Annotated in this window: 15 protein-coding genes and 1 pseudogene; 13 read left to right on the forward strand and 3 right to left on the reverse strand. The window is 66.0% G+C overall.

What is annotated here, in order from left to right; all coding sequences use genetic code 11:
* The first annotated feature begins 173 nt into the window (after positions 1 to 173).
* From gspD to gspF, 3 genes are read left to right on the forward strand one after another with little or no spacing between them, the layout of a single operon-like run.
* The gene (gene gspD, locus OKW29_RS35500; RefSeq protein WP_429294220.1) at positions 174 to 2,567 is read left to right on the forward strand and encodes a type II secretion system secretin GspD; all 2,394 of its coding nucleotides are present in this window, start codon (positions 174 to 176) and stop codon (positions 2,565 to 2,567) included.
* On the forward strand, positions 2,564 to 4,084 hold the full coding sequence (gene gspE, locus OKW29_RS35505; RefSeq protein WP_429294221.1) for a type II secretion system ATPase GspE: 1,521 nt from the start codon (positions 2,564 to 2,566) through the stop codon (positions 4,082 to 4,084). The genes gspD and gspE overlap by 4 nt, the downstream gene beginning before the upstream one ends.
* A 4-nt stretch (positions 4,085 to 4,088) precedes the next feature.
* Positions 4,089 to 5,306: a type II secretion system inner membrane protein GspF gene (gene gspF / locus OKW29_RS35510; protein WP_184036826.1), complete on the forward strand. Its 1,218-nt coding sequence runs from the start codon at positions 4,089 to 4,091 to the stop codon at positions 5,304 to 5,306.
* Between the two features lie 76 nt (positions 5,307 to 5,382).
* On the opposite strand, the gene OKW29_RS35515 is transcribed toward gspF, so the two are convergent.
* Positions 5,383 to 5,796 (reverse strand): type II secretion system protein N, encoded by a 414-nt coding sequence (locus OKW29_RS35515; RefSeq protein ID WP_184036823.1) that lies wholly within the window; start codon positions 5,794 to 5,796, stop codon positions 5,383 to 5,385.
* A 135-nt stretch (positions 5,797 to 5,931) separates the two neighbouring features.
* On the opposite strand from OKW29_RS35515, the gene gspG reads away from it, so the two are divergent.
* The 8 genes and pseudogenes from gspG (at position 5,932) to OKW29_RS35555 (ending at position 12,071) form a co-directional block, all read left to right on the forward strand.
* Complete coding sequence (gene gspG, locus OKW29_RS35520; RefSeq protein ID WP_184036820.1) at positions 5,932 to 6,396, forward strand: type II secretion system major pseudopilin GspG; 465 nt, start codon at positions 5,932 to 5,934, stop codon at positions 6,394 to 6,396.
* A 177-nt stretch (positions 6,397 to 6,573) separates the two neighbouring features.
* Positions 6,574 to 7,110 (forward strand): GspH/FimT family pseudopilin, encoded by a 537-nt coding sequence (locus tag OKW29_RS35525; RefSeq protein ID WP_429294222.1) that lies wholly within the window; start codon positions 6,574 to 6,576, stop codon positions 7,108 to 7,110.
* A 52-nt stretch (positions 7,111 to 7,162) separates the two neighbouring features.
* Positions 7,163 to 7,555 carry a type II secretion system minor pseudopilin GspI gene (gene gspI / locus OKW29_RS35530; RefSeq protein ID WP_184069951.1) on the forward strand — a complete coding sequence of 131 codons (393 nt, stop codon included), beginning with the start codon at positions 7,163 to 7,165 and terminating at the stop codon, positions 7,553 to 7,555.
* Positions 7,533 to 8,207, forward strand: a complete 675-nt coding sequence (locus OKW29_RS35535; protein WP_429294223.1) for a PulJ/GspJ family protein — start codon at positions 7,533 to 7,535, stop codon at positions 8,205 to 8,207. Before gspI ends, OKW29_RS35535 begins: the two co-directional genes overlap by 23 nt.
* Before the next feature lies 1 nt (position 8,208).
* Complete coding sequence (gspK, locus tag OKW29_RS35540) at positions 8,209 to 9,324, forward strand: type II secretion system minor pseudopilin GspK (RefSeq protein WP_429294224.1); 1,116 nt, start codon at positions 8,209 to 8,211, stop codon at positions 9,322 to 9,324.
* A gap of 28 nt (positions 9,325 to 9,352) precedes the next feature.
* Positions 9,353 to 10,763 (forward strand): annotated as a pseudogene (gene gspL / locus OKW29_RS35545) (type II secretion system protein GspL).
* Entirely contained in the window at positions 10,760 to 11,263 is a 504-nt protein-coding gene (locus OKW29_RS35550) for a type II secretion system protein M (RefSeq protein WP_090802323.1), read from the forward strand. Before gspL ends, OKW29_RS35550 begins: the two are co-directional and overlap by 4 nt.
* A gap of 28 nt (positions 11,264 to 11,291) precedes the next feature.
* On the forward strand, positions 11,292 to 12,071 hold the full coding sequence (locus OKW29_RS35555) for a type II secretion system protein N (RefSeq protein ID WP_429294225.1): 780 nt from the start codon (positions 11,292 to 11,294) through the stop codon (positions 12,069 to 12,071).
* Positions 12,072 to 12,209: 138 nt separating this feature from the next.
* Here the strand turns inward: OKW29_RS35555 and OKW29_RS35560 are convergent, their stop codons facing one another.
* Together OKW29_RS35560 and OKW29_RS35565 are read right to left on the reverse strand one after the other, a co-directional pair.
* Positions 12,210 to 13,814 (reverse strand): efflux transporter outer membrane subunit, encoded by a 1,605-nt coding sequence (locus OKW29_RS35560; RefSeq protein WP_429294226.1) that lies wholly within the window; start codon positions 13,812 to 13,814, stop codon positions 12,210 to 12,212.
* A gap of 279 nt (positions 13,815 to 14,093) precedes the next feature.
* Positions 14,094 to 14,492, reverse strand: a complete 399-nt coding sequence (locus OKW29_RS35565; RefSeq protein WP_429294227.1) for a hypothetical protein — start codon at positions 14,490 to 14,492, stop codon at positions 14,094 to 14,096.
* Positions 14,493 to 14,750: 258 nt separating this feature from the next.
* Here OKW29_RS35565 and OKW29_RS35570 point away from each other — a divergent pair, with 258 nt between their 5' ends.
* Together OKW29_RS35570 and OKW29_RS35575 are read left to right on the forward strand one after the other, a co-directional pair.
* A complete protein-coding gene (locus OKW29_RS35570) occupies positions 14,751 to 15,257 on the forward strand; it encodes a MarR family winged helix-turn-helix transcriptional regulator (RefSeq protein WP_184036802.1) in 507 nt (168 codons plus the stop codon).
* A gap of 211 nt (positions 15,258 to 15,468) precedes the next feature.
* Entirely contained in the window at positions 15,469 to 17,031 is a 1,563-nt protein-coding gene (locus tag OKW29_RS35575; protein ID WP_187612256.1) for a DHA2 family efflux MFS transporter permease subunit, read from the forward strand.
* Positions 17,032 to 17,077 lie beyond the last annotated feature (46 nt).

Raw genomic sequence — 17,077 nt, forward strand, 5'->3', positions numbered from 1 at the left:
CTGTTACTGTTCGTTTTTTTCGGACGTCGGGACGCTCGAGCTCGAAGCGAAACTCGCTTTTGGGGCCGGCTCACAGACCGACCGGGCGGTAGCTTGCTGCCAGGTCCGCATCGCATGACCGTCGGTGGCAGAGGCTGCCGGCATCGATATCACATTCCATGAGAAGAAATTGTATGGCTTTGCGTCGCGTGGCAACGGCGCTGCTGGTGGCTGGACTGATCACCGCGCAGACAGCACAGGCAGAGGTGACACTCAACTTCGTCAACGCCGACATCGACCAGGTCGCCAAGGCGATCGGCGCGGCGACCGGCAAGACAATCATCGTCGATCCGCGGGTGAAGGGGCAACTGAACCTCGTGTCCGAAAACGCGGTACCCGAGGATCAGGCGCTCAAAACCCTGGAGTCCGCGCTGCGCATGCAGGGCTTCGCGCTCGTGCAGGATCACGGCGTGCTGAAAGTGGTGCCCGAGGCCGACGCCAAGCTGCAAGGCGTGCCGACCTACGTCGGCAACGCGCCGACGGCGCGCGGCGACCAGGTCGTCACGCAGGTCTTCACGCTGAGGAACGAATCGGCCAACAACCTGCTGCCGGTACTGCGTCCGCTGATTTCGCCGAACAACACCGTCGCGGCCTACCCCGCCAACAATACGATCGTCGTCACCGACTACGCCGACAACGTGCGGCGCATCGCGCAGATCATCGCGGGCATCGATAACGCGGCAGGCCAGTCGGTGGCGGTCGTGCCGCTGAAGAATGCGAATGCGATCGACATCGCGCAGCAGATGAACAAGATGCTCGATCCGGGCGCGATAGGCAGTACGGACGCGACGCTGAAGGTGTCGATCGCGGCGGATCCGCGCACCAACTCGCTACTGATGCGCGCGTCGAACACCGCACGTCTCGCGGCGGCAAAGGAGCTCGCGAAACAGCTCGACGTGCCGACCACGATGCCGGGCAACATTCACGTCGTGCCGCTGCGCAACGCGGACGCGACGAAGCTCGCGCGCACGCTGCGCAACATGCTCGGCAAGGGCGGCGGCGAAGGCTCGTCGGGCGGCGCGAACGAGGCGAACTCGTTCAACCAGAACAGCAGTGGTGGTGGTGGCGGCGGCGGTCTGTCGAACGCCAGCAATTCGACGGGCACGTCGGGCACGCCACCGTTGCCGTCAGGCGGACTCGGCGGCAGCTCGATGAACTCGCCGTTGGGCGGCGGCGCCTCGGGCTCGAATAGCAATAGTGGCGGCTTTCTCGGCGGAGAGAAGGAGAAGAGCGAAGACCAGGGCGGCGGCATGATCACGGCCGATCCCGCAACCAACTCGCTGATCATCACGGCGCCCGAAGCGACGTACCGCAACTTGCGCGCGGTGATCGACCAGCTCGATGCACGTCGCGCGCAGGTGTATATCGAGGCGCTGATCGTCGAGCTGAACTCGAATACGAGCGGCAACCTCGGGATTCAGTGGCAGGTCGCGAACGGTAACTTGTATGCCGGTACCAACCTGTCGACTGGCTCGGGCAACAGCATCGTCAACCTGACGGCGGCCGCGGCCGCTGCCGGCTCGACCGGCGGTCTCGCTACGGCACTGGGCGCCTCGAACTTGCAACAGGGCCTGAACGTTGGCTGGATCCACAACATTTTCGGCGTGCAGGGTCTCGGCGCGCTGCTGCAGGCGCTGTCGCAGACCGCCGACGCGAACGTGCTGTCCACGCCGAACCTGATCACGCTCGACAACGAAGAAGCGAAGATTATCGTCGGTACCAACGTGCCGATCCAGACCGGTTCGTACTCGAACCTGACGAGCGGCACGACGAGCGCGGCGTTCAACACGTACGACCGTGTCGACGTCGGTCTGACGCTACACGTGAAGCCGCAGATTACCGACGGCGGCATCCTGAAGCTGCAGCTCTACACCGAAGATTCGGCGATCGTGAACGGTACGAACAACGCGGCGACGAACCCGGCGGGCCCGGAATTCACGAAGCGTTCGATCCAGTCGACCGTACTGTGCGATAACGGCGAGATCATCGTGCTCGGCGGCCTGATGCAGGACAACTACCAGGTCAGCAACAGCAAGGTGCCGCTGCTCGGCGACATTCCGTGGCTGGGCCAGCTGTTCCGCTCCGAGCAGAAGGACCGCAACAAGACTAACCTGATGGTATTCCTGCGCCCGGTCATTCTCGCCGATCGCGACACCACCCAGGCCGTCACGGCGAACCGCTACGACTACGTCCAGGGTGTGCAGGGTGCGTACCGTTCGGACAACAACATCATGAAGGATCGCGACGATCCGGTCGTGCCGCCGATGCCGCTCGGCCCGAGCCAGGGCGGTGTGCCGGCGCTGAACCTGTTCGATCTGAACCAGATGCGCCGCCAGCAGATGATGCCGCAGCAGGCACCGCAACAGGTGCCTCAACGGGTACCGCCGCAGGCCGTGCCGCAAGCCAACGCGCAGCCCACAACGCAACCTGTGCCGCAAACGATGCCGCAAACCGCGCCGCAACCGGCGGTCGTCGATCCGGCCAGCGGAGTGGTGCCGAGTACGGTATCGCCGGGAGCGCGTCCGTGACGCAGACGCCCGCGCAAACCGCGCCATCGCAAGGTCTGTTGAACGGCGCCGCCGCCGGCGAGCGCGCGGCGCCCTCGCCGCTCGCCGCCCGGCTCGTGCCGTACGGTTTCGCGCGCAGCGGCCAGGTCCTGGTCGCGCATCAGTATGCCGATAGCCTCGAAGTCTGGATCAGCGAGCGCACGAGCGAAGCCGCGCTTGCCGAAATCGCGCGCAACTACGGCACGGTATCGGTGGTGCGCGTGCCCGCCGACGATCTCGCGCAGGCGATCAACCAGGCCTATGCGCGCCAGGACGGCAGCGCCGCGCAGGTGGTCGGTGAAGTGGAAGGCGAAGTCGATCTGTCGCGTCTGATGCAGGACATTCCCGAGGTCGAGGATCTGCTCGAATCGGAAGACGACGCGCCGATCATCCGCATGATCAACGCGCTGCTCACGCAAGCGGCGCGCGAACAAGCATCGGATATTCATATCGAGCCGTTCGAGAATGCGTCCGTGGTGCGCTTTCGTGTCGACGGCACGCTGCGCGACGTGGTGCGGCCGAAAAAAGCGCTGCACGGCGCGCTGATCTCGCGGATCAAGATCATGGCGCAGCTCGACATCGCGGAGAAACGTCTGCCGCAGGACGGCCGCATTACGCTGCGCGTCGGCGGTCGTCCGGTCGACGTGCGCGTATCGACGCTGCCCACCGGCCACGGCGAGCGCGCGGTGCTGCGGCTGCTTGAAAAAGACGCGGCGCGACTGAATCTCGAAGCGCTGGGCATGGCATCCGACACGCTCGGCAAGTTCGACAAGCTGATCGGCAAGCCGCACGGCATCGTGCTCGTGACGGGCCCGACCGGCTCCGGCAAGACCACGACGCTGTATGCGTCAATGTCGCGACTGGAGACGGCGACCACCAACATCATGACGGTGGAAGACCCGATCGAATACGACCTGTCCGGCATCGGCCAGACCCAGGTCAACGAGCGGATCGGCATGAGCTTTGCGCGCGCGTTGCGCTCGATTCTGCGTCAGGATCCGGACGTCATCATGATCGGTGAAATCCGCGACCTCGAAACCGCGCAGATCGCGGTGCAGGCCTCGCTGACCGGCCACCTGGTGCTCGCGACGCTGCACACGAACGACGCGGCATCCGCGGTCACGCGTCTGACCGACATGGGCGTCGAGCCGTATCTGCTCGCCTCGTCGCTGCTCGGCGTGCTCGCGCAGCGGCTCGTGCGGCGGCTGTGCCCCGTGTGCCGCGAAGAGCGCACCGAGGAAGACGGCAGCAAGCGCTGGCATCCGGTCGGCTGCGACCGTTGTGGCCAATCCGGTTACGCGGGACGGCGCGGCGTCTACGAGCTGCTGCTGATCGATGAGACGATCCGTTCGCTGATCCACCGCAACGCGGCGGACGCCGAAATTCTCGAAGCGGGCCGCGCGCACGGCATGCGCACGCTGCGCGAGGATTCAGAGCGCTGGCTCGCATCGGGACTGACGTCGCTCGAAGAAGTGATTCGCGTGACGGGCGGAGCATAAGCGCATGCCGGCATTCCGTTTCGAAGCGATCGACGCGGCGGGCAAGGCACAAAAAGGCGTGCTCGACGCCGACAGCGCGCGCGGCGCGCGGACCAACCTGCGCTCGCAGGGACTCACTCCGCTCGTCGTCGAACCGGCGGCGTCGCGCACCCGCGGCGAGCGCAATCAGCGGCTCGCGCTCGGGCGTCGTCTGTCGCAGCGCGAGCAGGCCATTCTGACGCGGCAGCTCGCGAGTCTGCTGATCGCGGGTCTGCCGCTCGACGAAGCGCTCGCGGTGCTCACCGAGCAGTCGGAGCGCGACTACATCCGCGAGCTGATGGCGGCGATTCGCGCCGAAGTGCTCGGCGGTCATTCGCTCGCGAATGCGCTGCAGCAGCATCCGAAGGACTTCCCCGAGATCTACCGGGCGCTCGTCGCGGCCGGCGAACACACGGGCAAGCTCGGCCTGGTGCTGTCGCGGCTCGCCGACTACATCGAGCAGCGCAATGCACTGAAGCAGAAGATCGTGCTGGCGTTCACGTATCCGACGATCGTCACGATCATCGCGTTCGGCATCGTCACGTTCCTGCTCAGCTATGTGGTGCCGCAGGTCGTCAACGTGTTCGCGAGCACCAAGCAGCAACTGCCGTTCCTGACGATCGTGATGATGGCGCTGTCCGGCTTCGTGCGGCACTGGTGGTGGGCGATGCTGATCGGCGCGATCGTGGTCGTCTATCTGGTGCGCGCGACCCTCAGGCAACCGGGCCCACGGCTCGCCTTCGACCGCTGGCTGCTGACCGCGCCGCTGATCGGCAAGCTCGTGCGCGGCTATAACACGGTCCGCTTCGCTAGCACGCTCGGCATTCTGACCGCGGCGGGCGTGCCGATTCTGCGCGCGCTGCAAGCCGCGGCCGAAACGCTCAGCAACAATGCGATGCGCGAGAACATCGACGACGCGATCGTGCGAGTGCGCGAAGGTACGTCGCTGTCGCGCGCGCTCGGCAACACGAAGACGTTTCCGCCGGTGCTCGTGCACCTGATCCGCTCGGGCGAAGCGACCGGCGACGTGACGACGATGCTCGATCGCGCGGCCGATGGCGAAGCGCGCGAGCTGGAGCGTCGCACGATGTTCCTGACGAGCCTGCTGGAGCCGCTGCTGATCCTGGCGATGGGGGGCGTGGTGCTGGTGATCGTGCTCGCGGTGATGCTGCCGATCATCGAACTGAACAACCTCGTGCAGTAGTAGTCGTCGTAGCGCGAGGAAGGAAGAGAAAGGATTTGCGCGGCATGCGGTATCAGCCGCGCAACCGCTTCGGGTTTCAGCGCACGTAAATGGTGGGACCGCTGGAGTTGGCGGGCAGGAAGATTTCCGAGTGGGCGCCGTTGCGGTCGATGATGATCGAGCGGGCGCGGACTTCGGAGAGCCTGGTGCCTTGCATCAGCGTGCTGCCGAGCGACACCGCGCGCGGCGGCTCGCCACCGACGCTGACGATCGCCGCGGCGCCTTCGCTCAACGCGAGGATGCCGAAGAGATGGATGTCCTGATTGACGTTGCGCGTGAGCTGTCCGCCGAACAGTGTCGCGGCCTGATCGGTCGAGACCTGCGCATGCGCCGCCGCAGCCGGCAACGGCGCGCCGGACAACGTGATGAGCGTGATGACCCAGTAGGTCAGCGTCGCGCAGAAAGCGGCGAACAGCGCGAGCGACAGGAGGCGGATTTGGATGGCGTTCATGCGCACATTGTACGGACTATTGTGAAAATTGCGGTGGGTTGAAGCCCTTCAACTGCATGACATTAAAATGACGGCCCGGCCTGTTCAATCTGATAAGCCGGGCCGAAAATTTCACCTGAAAAGAGGTAGCAACCTATGCAACTGTCGACCATTCGCCGCGCTGACAACGCGGGTTCGCGCGGCCGTCGTCAACGCGGTTTCACGCTGATCGAAATCATGGTCGTGATCGCCATTCTCGGCATTCTCGCCGCGCTGATCGTGCCGAAGATCATGAGCCGTCCGGACGAAGCGCGGCGCGTTGCCGCGAAGCAGGACATCGGCACCGTGATGCAGGCGTTGAAGCTCTATCGCCTCGACAACGGCCGCTATCCGACCCAGGAGCAAGGCCTGCACGCACTGATCGAAAAGCCGTCCACCGACCCGGTGCCGAACAACTGGAAGGACGGCGGCTATCTCGAGCGTCTGCCGAACGATCCGTGGGGCAATGCGTACCAGTACCTGAATCCCGGCGTGCACGGCGAGGTCGATGTGTTCAGCTACGGCGCCGATGGCAAACCGGGCGGCGAAGGCAACGACTCCGACGTCGGGTCCTGGCAATGAACAGGCTGAACCTGGCATCCCGGCAGGCTCGATGATGTTCATGCACGCGCCCTCCTTGCCACCGGTTCGGCCGCTTGTTTCGCCAGGCGCCCTGCCCGCCACGCCGTTATGTTCGCGGCGCGTGCGAGTGTGCGTGCTTCACCGATGCATTGCAGTATGAATTTCCGTTGATCGTCGATGCCCGGCACTATGCGCACGTCCGCTTGCAAGTCCCGTGTGGACACTCCGTGTACGGCTTCGCGGCCGCGCTCCCGCCTGCGCCGCCGCGCGGCAGGCTTCACGCTGCTCGAAATGATGGTCGTGCTCGTGATCGCGGGCCTGCTCGTGTCGCTGACCGCGGTCACGATGACCCGCAATCCGCGCACCGATCTGAACGAGGAAGCGCAGCGTCTCGCGTTGCTGTTCGAATCGGCTGGCGATGAAGCGCAGGTGCGCGCGCGGCCGATCGCGTGGCAGCCGTTCGAGGGCGGCTTCCGTTTCGATCAACGCACCCAGGACGGCTGGCGTCCGCTGCGCGACGATCTGCTCGGACCGCGTCAGTGGGAAGGCGGCGTGACCAGTGTCGCGATCAGTTACCCGGGCTCGGATTCGCACGCCGATCGCATCGTGTTCGGTACCGAGGCGATCGACGTGCCGGTGCAGGTCACGCTGTTTTCGGCGGCCGGCCAGGCGACGATCGTCGGTACCGGCAATGGCCGCTACGAGGTGCGCTGAGATGCGGATGCTTCGCTATGGCAGGTCGGTCCGTGCCCCTTCCCTCTTCACGATGCGCGATGTCGGGTGCCGCGAGGAGCGTGGCTTCACGATGATCGAGGTGCTGGTCGCGCTCGCCATCATCGCGATCGCGCTTGCCGCGTCGCTGCGCGCGGTCGGCAGTCTCGCGAGCGGCGAAGCCGATCTGCACCGGCGTCTGCTCGCCGGCTGGAGCGCGGACAACGCGCTCGCGGACCTTCATCTGAAGCATGCATGGCCCAACATCGGCTCAACGAGCTTCGATTGCTCGCAAGGCAATCTGCAACTGCGCTGTACCGAGCATGTGACGGCGACGCCGAACCCGGTGTTTCGCCGTGTCGAAGTGATGGTGACGATGCCTGGGCAGTCCGGCAATCTCGCGCAGATGGTCACGGTGGTCGCGAATGAAAACAACCGCTCGCTGTGAGCGCCGCCGCCGTTATGGCGCGCGCGGCTTCACGCTGATCGAACTGCTGGTCGCGATCGCGATCCTCGCGGTGATCGCCGTGCTGTCATGGCGGGGGCTCGATCAGATCATCCGCGGCCGCACGACGATCACGAACGCGATGGAAGACGAACGCGTGTTCGCGCAGCTGTTCGACCAGATGCGCATCGACGCACGCCAGGCCGCCAGCGACGACGAATCAGGCCAGCCCGCGGTCTCGGTGTCCGGCAACGCGCTGCAGATCGTGCGGCACATGGTGCTGCCGGCCACCGCGCCGCGTCTGCAGGTGGTGCGCTATCAGATCTCGAACGGCCGCGTGGTGCGCTACGCGTCGCCGCCGCTCGGCAACGTCGGCGAATTGCGGCGCGCGTTGCACGGCAGCGACGAAGGCTGGAGCGCGGTGCCGCTGATGGGTGGCGTCGGCTCGATCTCGGCGCGCATGTACGTGCCGAAGCTCGGCTGGACCATACGGATGAACGACGTACAGACCGCGATGACCGAGGCCGTCAACAACCTGAAGGTGCCGCAGCTCGGCAACGCGCCGATGCCGCGCTCGGTGACGGGGCTCGAGGTCAGCATCGGCGCAACATCGCTCGCGCGGCCGGTCACGCGCGTTTTTCTGGTCGGAGAATGACATGACGTTCTCCTCGTCGTCGTCGAAAAAGTCGGCATCCGGTTCGCGCGTGGCCGGCGCGCGCGAGCGCGGTGTGGCCATCATCAGCGCGCTGCTCGTCGTCGCGCTGTCGGCGATCCTCGTGTCCGGCATGTTGTGGCGCCAGCAGGTACAAATCCGGCGCATCGAGAATCAGCGGCTGTTGTCGCAGGCGCAATGGGTCGCGCGCGGCGCGCTCGACTGGACCCGGCTGATTCTGCGCTCCGAAGGCGATACGTCGGCTGGCATCACGTATCTGGGCGGTGTGTGGGGCGTGCCGATCGCGAAAACCCGGCTGTCGGATTTTCTCGGCCAGATTGGCGAGGTACGCGCTGAGCAAGGCGCGGCCACCTACCTGTCGGGATCGATCGAGGACGCGCAGTCCCGATTCAATCTGCGCAATCTGGTCGCAAGTCCGGCGCCCGGCGTGACGCAAATCAGCGCCGAGCAGATGGCCGCGTATCAGCGCCTGCTGGTGTCGCTCGGCCTGAGCGGGCAGCTCGCCAAAGTGACCGCGCTGCACGTGCGCGCGGGGCTGTCGCAATCGGCGACGCGCTTTCAGACCGGCACGTCGATCAGCAGCACGCCGCAGGTGGGTGGCGGCGGCGGTATGACGGGCGGCAACTTCACGAACCAGCCCGGCATCGAGGACGGCGACGACAACGTGGCGGTCGCGCCGCTGCTGATGACGAGCGTCGATTCGCTGCTCGACATTCCGGGCTACACGCCGGAGATCGTCGCGAAGCTGCGGCCGTTCGTCACCGTGCTGCCTACGACCACCGCGATCAACATGAACACCGCGTCGGCCGAAGTGATCGCGGCGGTGGTGCCGGGCATGACCGTGTCGCAGGCGCAAGCACTCGTCGCGCGGCGCCAGACCGTGTTTTTCCGCAACGTCGGCGACGTGCAGCTCGCGCTGACCGCCGCCGGTGTGCAATCGGTGTCGATCGATCCGAATGAGTTCGACGTCAATTCGAGCTACTTTTTAGTCCACGGCAGTGTGCAGCACGAGCGCGCCGAAGTGGATCGCACGACGCTCGTCTATCGCGATCCGCTAACTCACACCACGCGTATCGTGCGGGTACAAGACCAACTATGAACAACGCAATCCACAGAGAGAGTGGCCTTTGAGCACGCTGATCGTCCTATTGCCACCGCGTGATCCGGCGGTGCCCTCGCAGGAATGGCAACTGCCCGAGCTGCCGTTCGTGCTGCTCGACAAGACCGGGCGCACGCAGCGCGCCGGCCGCTCGGCGCTCGCGCTGCTGCCGCGCGCCGGCACGACGGTGCTGATGCTCGCCCGCGCGCGACCTGCTGCTGATGCCCGCGACGCTGCCGCCGCTGCGTGGCCCGAAGCTGCGCCAGGCGCTGCCCAATATCGTCGAGGATCAACTGATCCAGGACCCGCAGACCTGCCACATCGCGGTCGATCCGCAGGGGCTTGGTGAAGGTCGGCACCTGCTCGCGATCATTGATCGCGGCTGGTTCCGTTTCATCTGTGAGGCGTTCACGGCGGCCGGTCATCGCAGTCTGCGCGCGGTGCCGGTCACGCGTTGCCTGCCGCTGGCGCCGGTGACCGAAGTTGCCGCGAACGTCGATGAAACAGCCGAAGTGCGCGAGCCGGCGATGGCCGGCGCGGCGAGCGTCGCGACGTCGCTACCGGGCGTCGCGCCGGTGGTCGCGCCCGAAGCGCCGTCCATCGTGCCGATGGTGGCCGCGGTGCTCGGTGCGGTCGTGCAGACCGCACCCGCGCTGCTCGTCGAAGGCGCGCTCGACAGCGGCGTGCCGCGCGTCGAACTGGCGATTGCACGCGGTGTCCAGGGCGAGGGTTTCGCGGCGCCGGCCGATGCGGTGAACGCGACGCTGTCCGCGCTAGCGGGTGCGGCGTCGGTGTCGCTGTACATGCTGACCGAGGTGCCCGGCAACGAGCCGAACCAATCCACGACGAGTCCCGCGCGGCTCGCCTCGCATATTCACGGCGCGAGTCCGCTGCCGTTCGAGCAGCTCGCGCGACGCGCGCTCGAATGCCGCTTCGACCTGTGCCAGTTCGAATTCGCGTCGCAGCCGTGGCGCCTCGATCGCGCGACGCTGCGGCGTCTGCGTCTGCCGATCGTGCTCGCGCTCGCCGCGCTCGTCGTCGCGATCATCGGCGCGAACGTGCAGTGGCTGATGCTTGCGCGTCAGCGTGACGCGATCAACACGCAGATGACGGAGCTGCTGCTCAATACGTTCCCGAAGACGACCGTCGTACTCGACGCGCCCGATCAGATGGCGCGTCAGGTGCAACAGCTGCGCGTGGCGGCGGGCGAGCTGTCGCCGGAGGATTTCCTGTCGCTCGCCGACGGCCTCGCGCGCTCGCTGTCGCCGCTGCCGGTCAACGGCATTGCCGCGCTCGACTATCACGATCACCGCCTCGACGTGACCTTCAAACCCGCGGTCAAGGTCGACCCCGACTTCGCCAAGCGCCTCGCGCGCAACGGCCTTACCGGCGCGATCGACAGCAGTACCGGCAAGTGGACCATCAGGAACGGACAATGAAAGCTGAACTCGCTCAAACATGGGCTGGCTTCTGGGACCAGCGCACCGATCGTGAAAAGGCGCTGCTGACGTGGGGCGGCGCCGCGCTCGCCGTGGCGATTGCGTGGTCGGTGCTGTGGGCGCCCGCGCAGGAAGGCCGCGCGCACCTGCGTGAATCGCTGCCCAGCCTGCAGCGGCAGCTTGCGCAGATGACCGCGCAGTCGAACGAGGCGCGCTCGCTGTCGGCGGCCGCGCAAGGTGTCGCGCCGACCGGCGCGGCGCTGAAGGACGCGCTTTCCGCATCGCTCGGCGAACATGGCCTCGCCGCGACGCAGGTGCAGTTCGTCGGCAACGCGGTGCAGGTGCAAATGAAAAACGTGGCGTTTCCGGCCTGGACCGCGTGGGTCGATGACGTGCGCAAGCAGTTCAAGGTGCAGGTCTCCGAGGCGCACATCACCGCGTTGAAAGACGACGGCCAGGTCGATCTGACGGTCGCGCTGCAACCGTCGACCGCGAAATAACAACGCGCCGCTCGCTACAGGATCTCGCATGAATTACTGGATGTGGCGCCTGCGTGCGGCGCTGCCGTGGCTGGTGGTCGCCGTTTTGTCGGTGGCGGCCGTGACGCTCGCGTTACTGCCGGCCGCCTGGATTACGCCGCAGTTCGCGCGGCAAACGCACGGGCACGTCAATCTCGTCGACGCCGAGGGCTCGCTGTGGCATGGCTCGGCGACCCTGATGCTGGCCGCCGGCGCCGATATGAGCGCGGCGACGCTGCTGCCTGGTCGGATCGAATGGCGCACGGCGTTCTGGCCGCTTTTCACCGGACGCGTGCGCATGGTCATGCGCCATAGCGAGGCGATGCCCGACCCGGTCACGGTCGAAGCGTCGCCGCGCGGCGCAACCGTCACGCCCGGCGTGCTCGCGGTGCCGGCGTCGCTGCTCGCGGGGCTTGGCGCGCCATTCAACACGCTCGATCTGCAGGGCAACGTGCAGCTGTCGTGGTCCGAGTGGCGCAGTTTCAACGGCGAAGCGTTCGGCCAGCTGACGATGATGCTCGACGACGTCAGCTCCCGGGTGTCGCTCGTGAAGCCGCTCGGGTCGTACCGGGTCAGGTTTCAGGCGCAGGGCACGTCGTCGGCGCTCGATCTGAGCACGATCAAGGGTCCGTTGACGCTGACCGGCAGCGGCACGGTGTCGGCCGCATCGACGTCGTTTCATGGCACGGCGAGCGCCGCGCCGGAACAGCACGATAACCTCGCCGGCCTGCTGAATCTGCTTGGCCGGCCTAGCGGGCCGGATACGGTGGCGCTGACGTTCGTGCGCTGAGTTGGGGCTGACGTGCGCTGATGTGTGCCGAGGCGCGTGTTTCGCGCGCGTGGCGCAATGAAAAAAGAGGCATGGCCGCGAGTTGCGACCATGCCTCTTCTGTTTTGTGGCGTTGCTGCGCGGCGAGCGCAGCGGACATTATTTGCTCTGCACCCGCGCTTGCGGCGCGTCTGTGCCCGACGCGGTGCTCTGTGCGATGGACGGCGCGCCGACTGACGTGGCCGCAGCCCTCGGCGCCGATGCCGGCAGCGGCGCGGGCGCCGCGACATCGCCGGTCTCGCGATTCATCTGCGACGCGTCCCAGCCGCCGCCGAGCGCCTTCACGAGCCCCACCGACGACACCATCCGCTGCCCGGCGATATTCTCGAGCTTCTGTTCGGCCGTGAAAGCCGTGGTCTGCGCGGTCAGCACATTGACGAAGCCGACCGTACCCGCCTTGTACTCGTTCGTCACGATGGCGAGCGCCTGGCGCGCCGAGTCGACCGCCTGCCGCTGCACGACGATTTCCTGTTCGAGGATGCGCAGCGACGCGAGGTTGTCCTCGACGTCCTGGAACGCGGCGAGCACCGTCTGCCGATAGGTCGCGACATCCGCGTCATAGGTGGCACGCGCGGCCTCGGTTTGCGCTTTGCGCAGGCCGGCGTCGAAGATCGTCCCGGCCAGTTGCGGGCCGAGCGTCCAGAAGCGCGACGGCAACGTCAACAATTGCGAGAACACCGAGTTCTCGAAGCCGCCGGTCGCCGACAGCGTCAGCGACGGGAAGAAGGCGGCGATCGCCACGCCGATCTGCTCGTTCGCCGCCGCGGCCTTGCGTTCCGCCGATGCGATATCCGGCCTGCGTTCGAGCAGCGCGGAGGGCATCTGCGCAGGCACGGCGGGCGGCGTCGCGGTGAGCGGCATCGGCGGCAGGGAGAACATCGACGCGGGCACGCCGACCAGCACCGCGATCGCGTGCTCGTCCTGCGCGCGCTGGATGCCGTTGTCGATCGCGGCGGCCTGCGCCGATTGCAGCTGCGTTTGCGCTTGGATCACGTCCGAGCGCGCGGCGACGCCGGCCGCGTACTGATTCTGCGTCAGTTGCAGCGAGCGCTGATAGGCGATCACGGTGTCGTCGAGCAGCTTCTGAGTGGAGTCGAGCGCGCGCAGCAGGAAGTAGGTCTGCGCGAGCGTGGCCTGGGCGGACAGGCGCGCGTTCGCGAGGTCGGCGGCCGCGCCCTGCTGGCCGGCTTTCTGCGCGTTGACCGAGCGCGTGACCGAGCCCCACAGGTCGGGCTCCCAGCTCGCCGTCATCTGCACGTTGAAGCTGTTTGTGATGCCCTCGCGACTGGTCGCCGTAGTCGCATTGCCACTGGTTTGCGAGCCGTTGCCCGAGCGCGTCGCGCCCGCCGACGCACCGATCGTCGGGAAGTACGCTGCCCGCGCTTCGCCGACGAGCGCGCGCGCCTGCCGGTAGCTCGCGGCGAATTGCGCGATGGTCTGGTTCGCGGTGTTGAGCTTGGCTTCGAGTTCGTTGAGCTTCGGGTCTTCGTAGATCGCCCACCAGTCGCCGCGGTCGTGTTGATCGGCGGGTTCGGCGACTTTCCAGCCGGGCGCGGCTTCCTTGAACGACGCGGGGATCTCGGTGGCCGGCCGCTGATAGTTCGGACCGACCGCGCAGGCGGCCAGGAGCGTCGCGCAGGCCGCGCTCACGGCAAGGGACAGGACGCGCGGCGCAAGCGCCCGCGACATTCGATCAGACTGCATGCAATGAATTCCTTCTGGACGCCACAATGCGACCGGGAATGGCGCCACCGGCCGGGCGAGATCGTGGTCTGCCGGAATGTTAGCGTATGAGCCCGCGCGAGCGCGGGAAACTGAAAGCCGAAAGGTTAATGCGAGGCGGTGCGCAGGTGTGTTACTTGCGGTGACGCGCTGGTTACGCGTTGTTACCGGCGGCGCGAGGGGCTGCGGGTTCGCGGTCGTTCAGATGGCTAGACGAAGCGAAACTGTGTGCCGAAAAGCGCGCTGCGAATCGGTGCACCTTCAGAGCCGCGATTCCGTGGATCGGGTCTGCTGGCGTTGACGCTGACACGCGAGCTTGCCAGCGGAGGCCCGGCACGACGCACCGCCAGGCGCGAGGCAAGCGTTACCGCTGTTGGCCGTCGCGGGGACGACGTTTCCCGCCTTTATCACGAAGCTTTCCTTCGGCAGCACGATCTCGCTGGATTCCGCGCCCACAACGCTGCCTTTCCTCGCCCGCTTCGTCCCCCTTCGATGCTCGGCCCACGCGAGCAACGCGACACCCACCGACCCACCCGGCAGCACCAACAGTCCCGCAAACAGCGCGAGCTTCCACCAGCGGTGTCGGCCCTGGAAGGTATGGAGTGCAGAATCGGTCAGTGAGCGGCTGAGGCCGCCAAGCGTGTTTTTGAGGTACAGCATCGGGGAAATCCTTTGGCGCGCGTCGCGAGGCGGGCGGCTTGCGGTCGATCGGTCAGAACATGGTCTCGAACGGCGCAGGACGCGCGAAACTCATTGCTTGTCATAATATTGACTATGCAATCAAATTTCAAGATACTGTGCGGCGCAATTGATTCGACTGTTGTATTTCGGTTGGCCTCGTTGCGCACCGCAAAATGCGATTTGACTTGTCTGCTTAGGCAGCTAAACTTCGTCTTGCCTGGATGTTGCGGATACCCCATGACTGATGGCCCCTACAAAGCGGACGAGGTCGAGCTCACGAGCAGTCTCGGCTACTACCTGACGAAAGCGCGCAACGTGCTGGTCGAGCGCACGGACCGTGCGGTCAAGCCGCTCGGGCTCACCGCGCAGCAGATCGGCGTGATTCTGATGCTGTCGTCGCGGCGCGCGAGCACGCCATTCGAGCTGTCGCGCGCGATGTCGTACGACAGCGGCTCGATGACGCGTCTGCTCGACCGGCTGGAAAAGAAGGGCTTCGTCGTGCGTACCCGCAGCAGCGACGACCGACGCATGGTGAAGCTTGAGCTGACGCCGCAGGGCCACGAGGCCGCGCGCCAGTTGCCGAACCTCGGCGCAACTGTGCTGAACGACCAGTTGCGCGGCTTTACCGCGGAGGAGCACGCGACGCTGATTCACCTGCTCGCCCGTTTCATCGCAAACGGTCCCGAGGGAGACGCCGACGTGGGTTGCGGACCGGCGCCACCGCCGGACGAGCCGCCGGGATGAGCCGAAGCATGCGTCAAACAACGGTCGTCGTCGGATGGCGGCGGCGCGTCATCACGAAGTACTAGCAGGACAATCACGAGGCGCTTTTCCAAGGCGTCATTGTCATCAGATATCTGTCTGGGCAGAGGGTGATGCGGCATGCAAGCATCGTATCTGAAACACGCGATAAGGCTGCCGCGACAAGCTTTCGCCGCCCGAGGAGAACAAACCTATGGATGCCACGGCTTCCAACGCCACGCTGCCCGCAGCAGAACTCGCCCCGCTCCAGGGCGGCACGCTCGCGCTGCTGACCGTCGGCCTTGCGCTCGGCACCTTCATGGAGGTGCTCGACACCTCGATCGCGAACGTCGCGGTGCCGACCATTTCCGGCAGCCTCGGCGTCGCCGCAAGCCAGGGCACCTGGGTGATCTCGTCGTACTCGGTCGCCTCGGCGATCGCCGTGCCGCTGACCGGCTGGCTCGCGCGACGCGTCGGCGAGGTACGACTCTTCACGCTGTCCGTGCTGCTGTTCACGATCGCGTCGGCGGCCTGCGGTTTCGCGCACAACTTCGAATCGCTGATCGCATTCCGGCTCGTGCAAGGGCTCGTGTCCGGGCCGATGGTGCCGCTGTCGCAGACGATCCTGATGCGCTCCTACCCGCCCGCCAAACGTGGACTCGCGCTCGGCTTATGGGCGATGACCGTGATCTGCGCGCCGATCTTCGGCCCGGTGATGGGCGGCTACATCACCGATAACTTCACGTGGCCGTGGATCTTCTACATCAACGTGCCGATCGGCCTGTTCTCGGCGTTCTGCGCGTATCTGCTGCTGCGTGGCCGCGAGACGCAGACGACGCGCCAGCGCATCGACGCGGTGGGCCTCGTACTGCTCGTGACTGGCGTGTCGTGTCTGCAGATGATGCTCGACCTCGGCAAGGACCGCGACTGGTTCAACTCGACGTTCATCGTGGCGCTCGCCGTGATCGCGCTCGTGTCGATCGCGTTCCTGCTCGTGTGGGAGTTGACCGAGAAGGAGCCGATCGTCGACCTGTCGCTGTTCAAGGATCGCAACTTCGCGCTCGGCGTCGTGATCGTCTCGTTCGGCTTCATGGCGTTCTTCGGTTCGGTGGTGATCTTCCCGCTATGGCTGCAAACGGTGATGGGCTATACGGCCGGCCTCGCGGGTCTCGCCACGGCACCGGTCGGATTGCTCGCGCTGTTTCTGTCGCCGATGATCGGCAAGAACATGCATCGGCTCAATCTGCGCATGGTCGCGAGCTTCGCGTTCATTGTGTTCGCGATCGTGTCGTTCTGGAACTCGACGTTCACGCTCGACGTGCCGTTCGGCCACGTGATCCTGCCGCGGCTCGTGCAGGGGATCGGCGTCGCCTGCTTCTTCGTGCCGATGACGACGATCACGCTGTCGAGCGTGTCCGACGAGCGTCTTGCAAGCGCGTCGGGTCTGTCGAACTTTTTCCGCACGTTGTCGGGCGCGATCGGCACCGCGATCAGCACGACGTTCTGGGAAAACGACACGATCTATCACCACGCGATGCTTGCAGATACGGTCAACACGTATTCGGCGAACACCAACGCCTATACGAATGCGCTGGCGGGCGCCGGGCTCTCCGGCGACAGCCTGACCGCGCAGCTGAACCAGGTGGTGACGAGTCAGGCGTACATGATGGCCACCAACGACTTCTTCCGCATCTCGGGCGCGGCGTTTATCGTGCTGGCGGTGCTCGTGTGGATCACGAAGCCGCGCAAAGGCACCGGGCCTTCATTAGGACACTGAAGCAAACGCGCGGCGGCGGCGAACGCATCGCCGCTGCGGCCACCGC

Origin of the sequence: Paraburkholderia sp. CI3, assembly GCF_050436505.1 — a bacterium.
GTDB classification, from domain to species: domain Bacteria; phylum Pseudomonadota; class Gammaproteobacteria; order Burkholderiales; family Burkholderiaceae; genus Paraburkholderia; species Paraburkholderia tuberum.

Coding starts and splice junctions, on each gene's coding strand:
- OKW29_RS35515 (WP_184036823.1), bottom strand. CDS start 5,796: ATGAACGCCATCCAAATCCGCCTCCTGTCGCTCGCGCTGTTCGCCGCT.
- OKW29_RS35555 (WP_429294225.1), top strand. CDS start 11,292: ATGAATTACTGGATGTGGCGCCTGCGTGCGGCGCTGCCGTGGCTGGTG.
- gspD (WP_429294220.1), top strand. CDS start 174: ATGGCTTTGCGTCGCGTGGCAACGGCGCTGCTGGTGGCTGGACTGATC.
- OKW29_RS35575 (WP_187612256.1), top strand. CDS start 15,469: ATGGATGCCACGGCTTCCAACGCCACGCTGCCCGCAGCAGAACTCGCC.
- OKW29_RS35550 (WP_090802323.1), top strand. CDS start 10,760: ATGAAAGCTGAACTCGCTCAAACATGGGCTGGCTTCTGGGACCAGCGC.
- gspF (WP_184036826.1), top strand. CDS start 4,089: ATGCCGGCATTCCGTTTCGAAGCGATCGACGCGGCGGGCAAGGCACAA.
- OKW29_RS35535 (WP_429294223.1), top strand. CDS start 7,533: ATGAAAACAACCGCTCGCTGTGAGCGCCGCCGCCGTTATGGCGCGCGC.
- OKW29_RS35570 (WP_184036802.1), top strand. CDS start 14,751: ATGACTGATGGCCCCTACAAAGCGGACGAGGTCGAGCTCACGAGCAGT.
- OKW29_RS35565 (WP_429294227.1), bottom strand. CDS start 14,492: ATGCTGTACCTCAAAAACACGCTTGGCGGCCTCAGCCGCTCACTGACC.
- gspI (WP_184069951.1), top strand. CDS start 7,163: ATGCGCGATGTCGGGTGCCGCGAGGAGCGTGGCTTCACGATGATCGAG.
- gspG (WP_184036820.1), top strand. CDS start 5,932: ATGCAACTGTCGACCATTCGCCGCGCTGACAACGCGGGTTCGCGCGGC.
- OKW29_RS35560 (WP_429294226.1), bottom strand. CDS start 13,814: ATGCAGTCTGATCGAATGTCGCGGGCGCTTGCGCCGCGCGTCCTGTCC.
- gspK (WP_429294224.1), top strand. CDS start 8,209: ATGACGTTCTCCTCGTCGTCGTCGAAAAAGTCGGCATCCGGTTCGCGC.
- OKW29_RS35525 (WP_429294222.1), top strand. CDS start 6,574: ATGCCCGGCACTATGCGCACGTCCGCTTGCAAGTCCCGTGTGGACACT.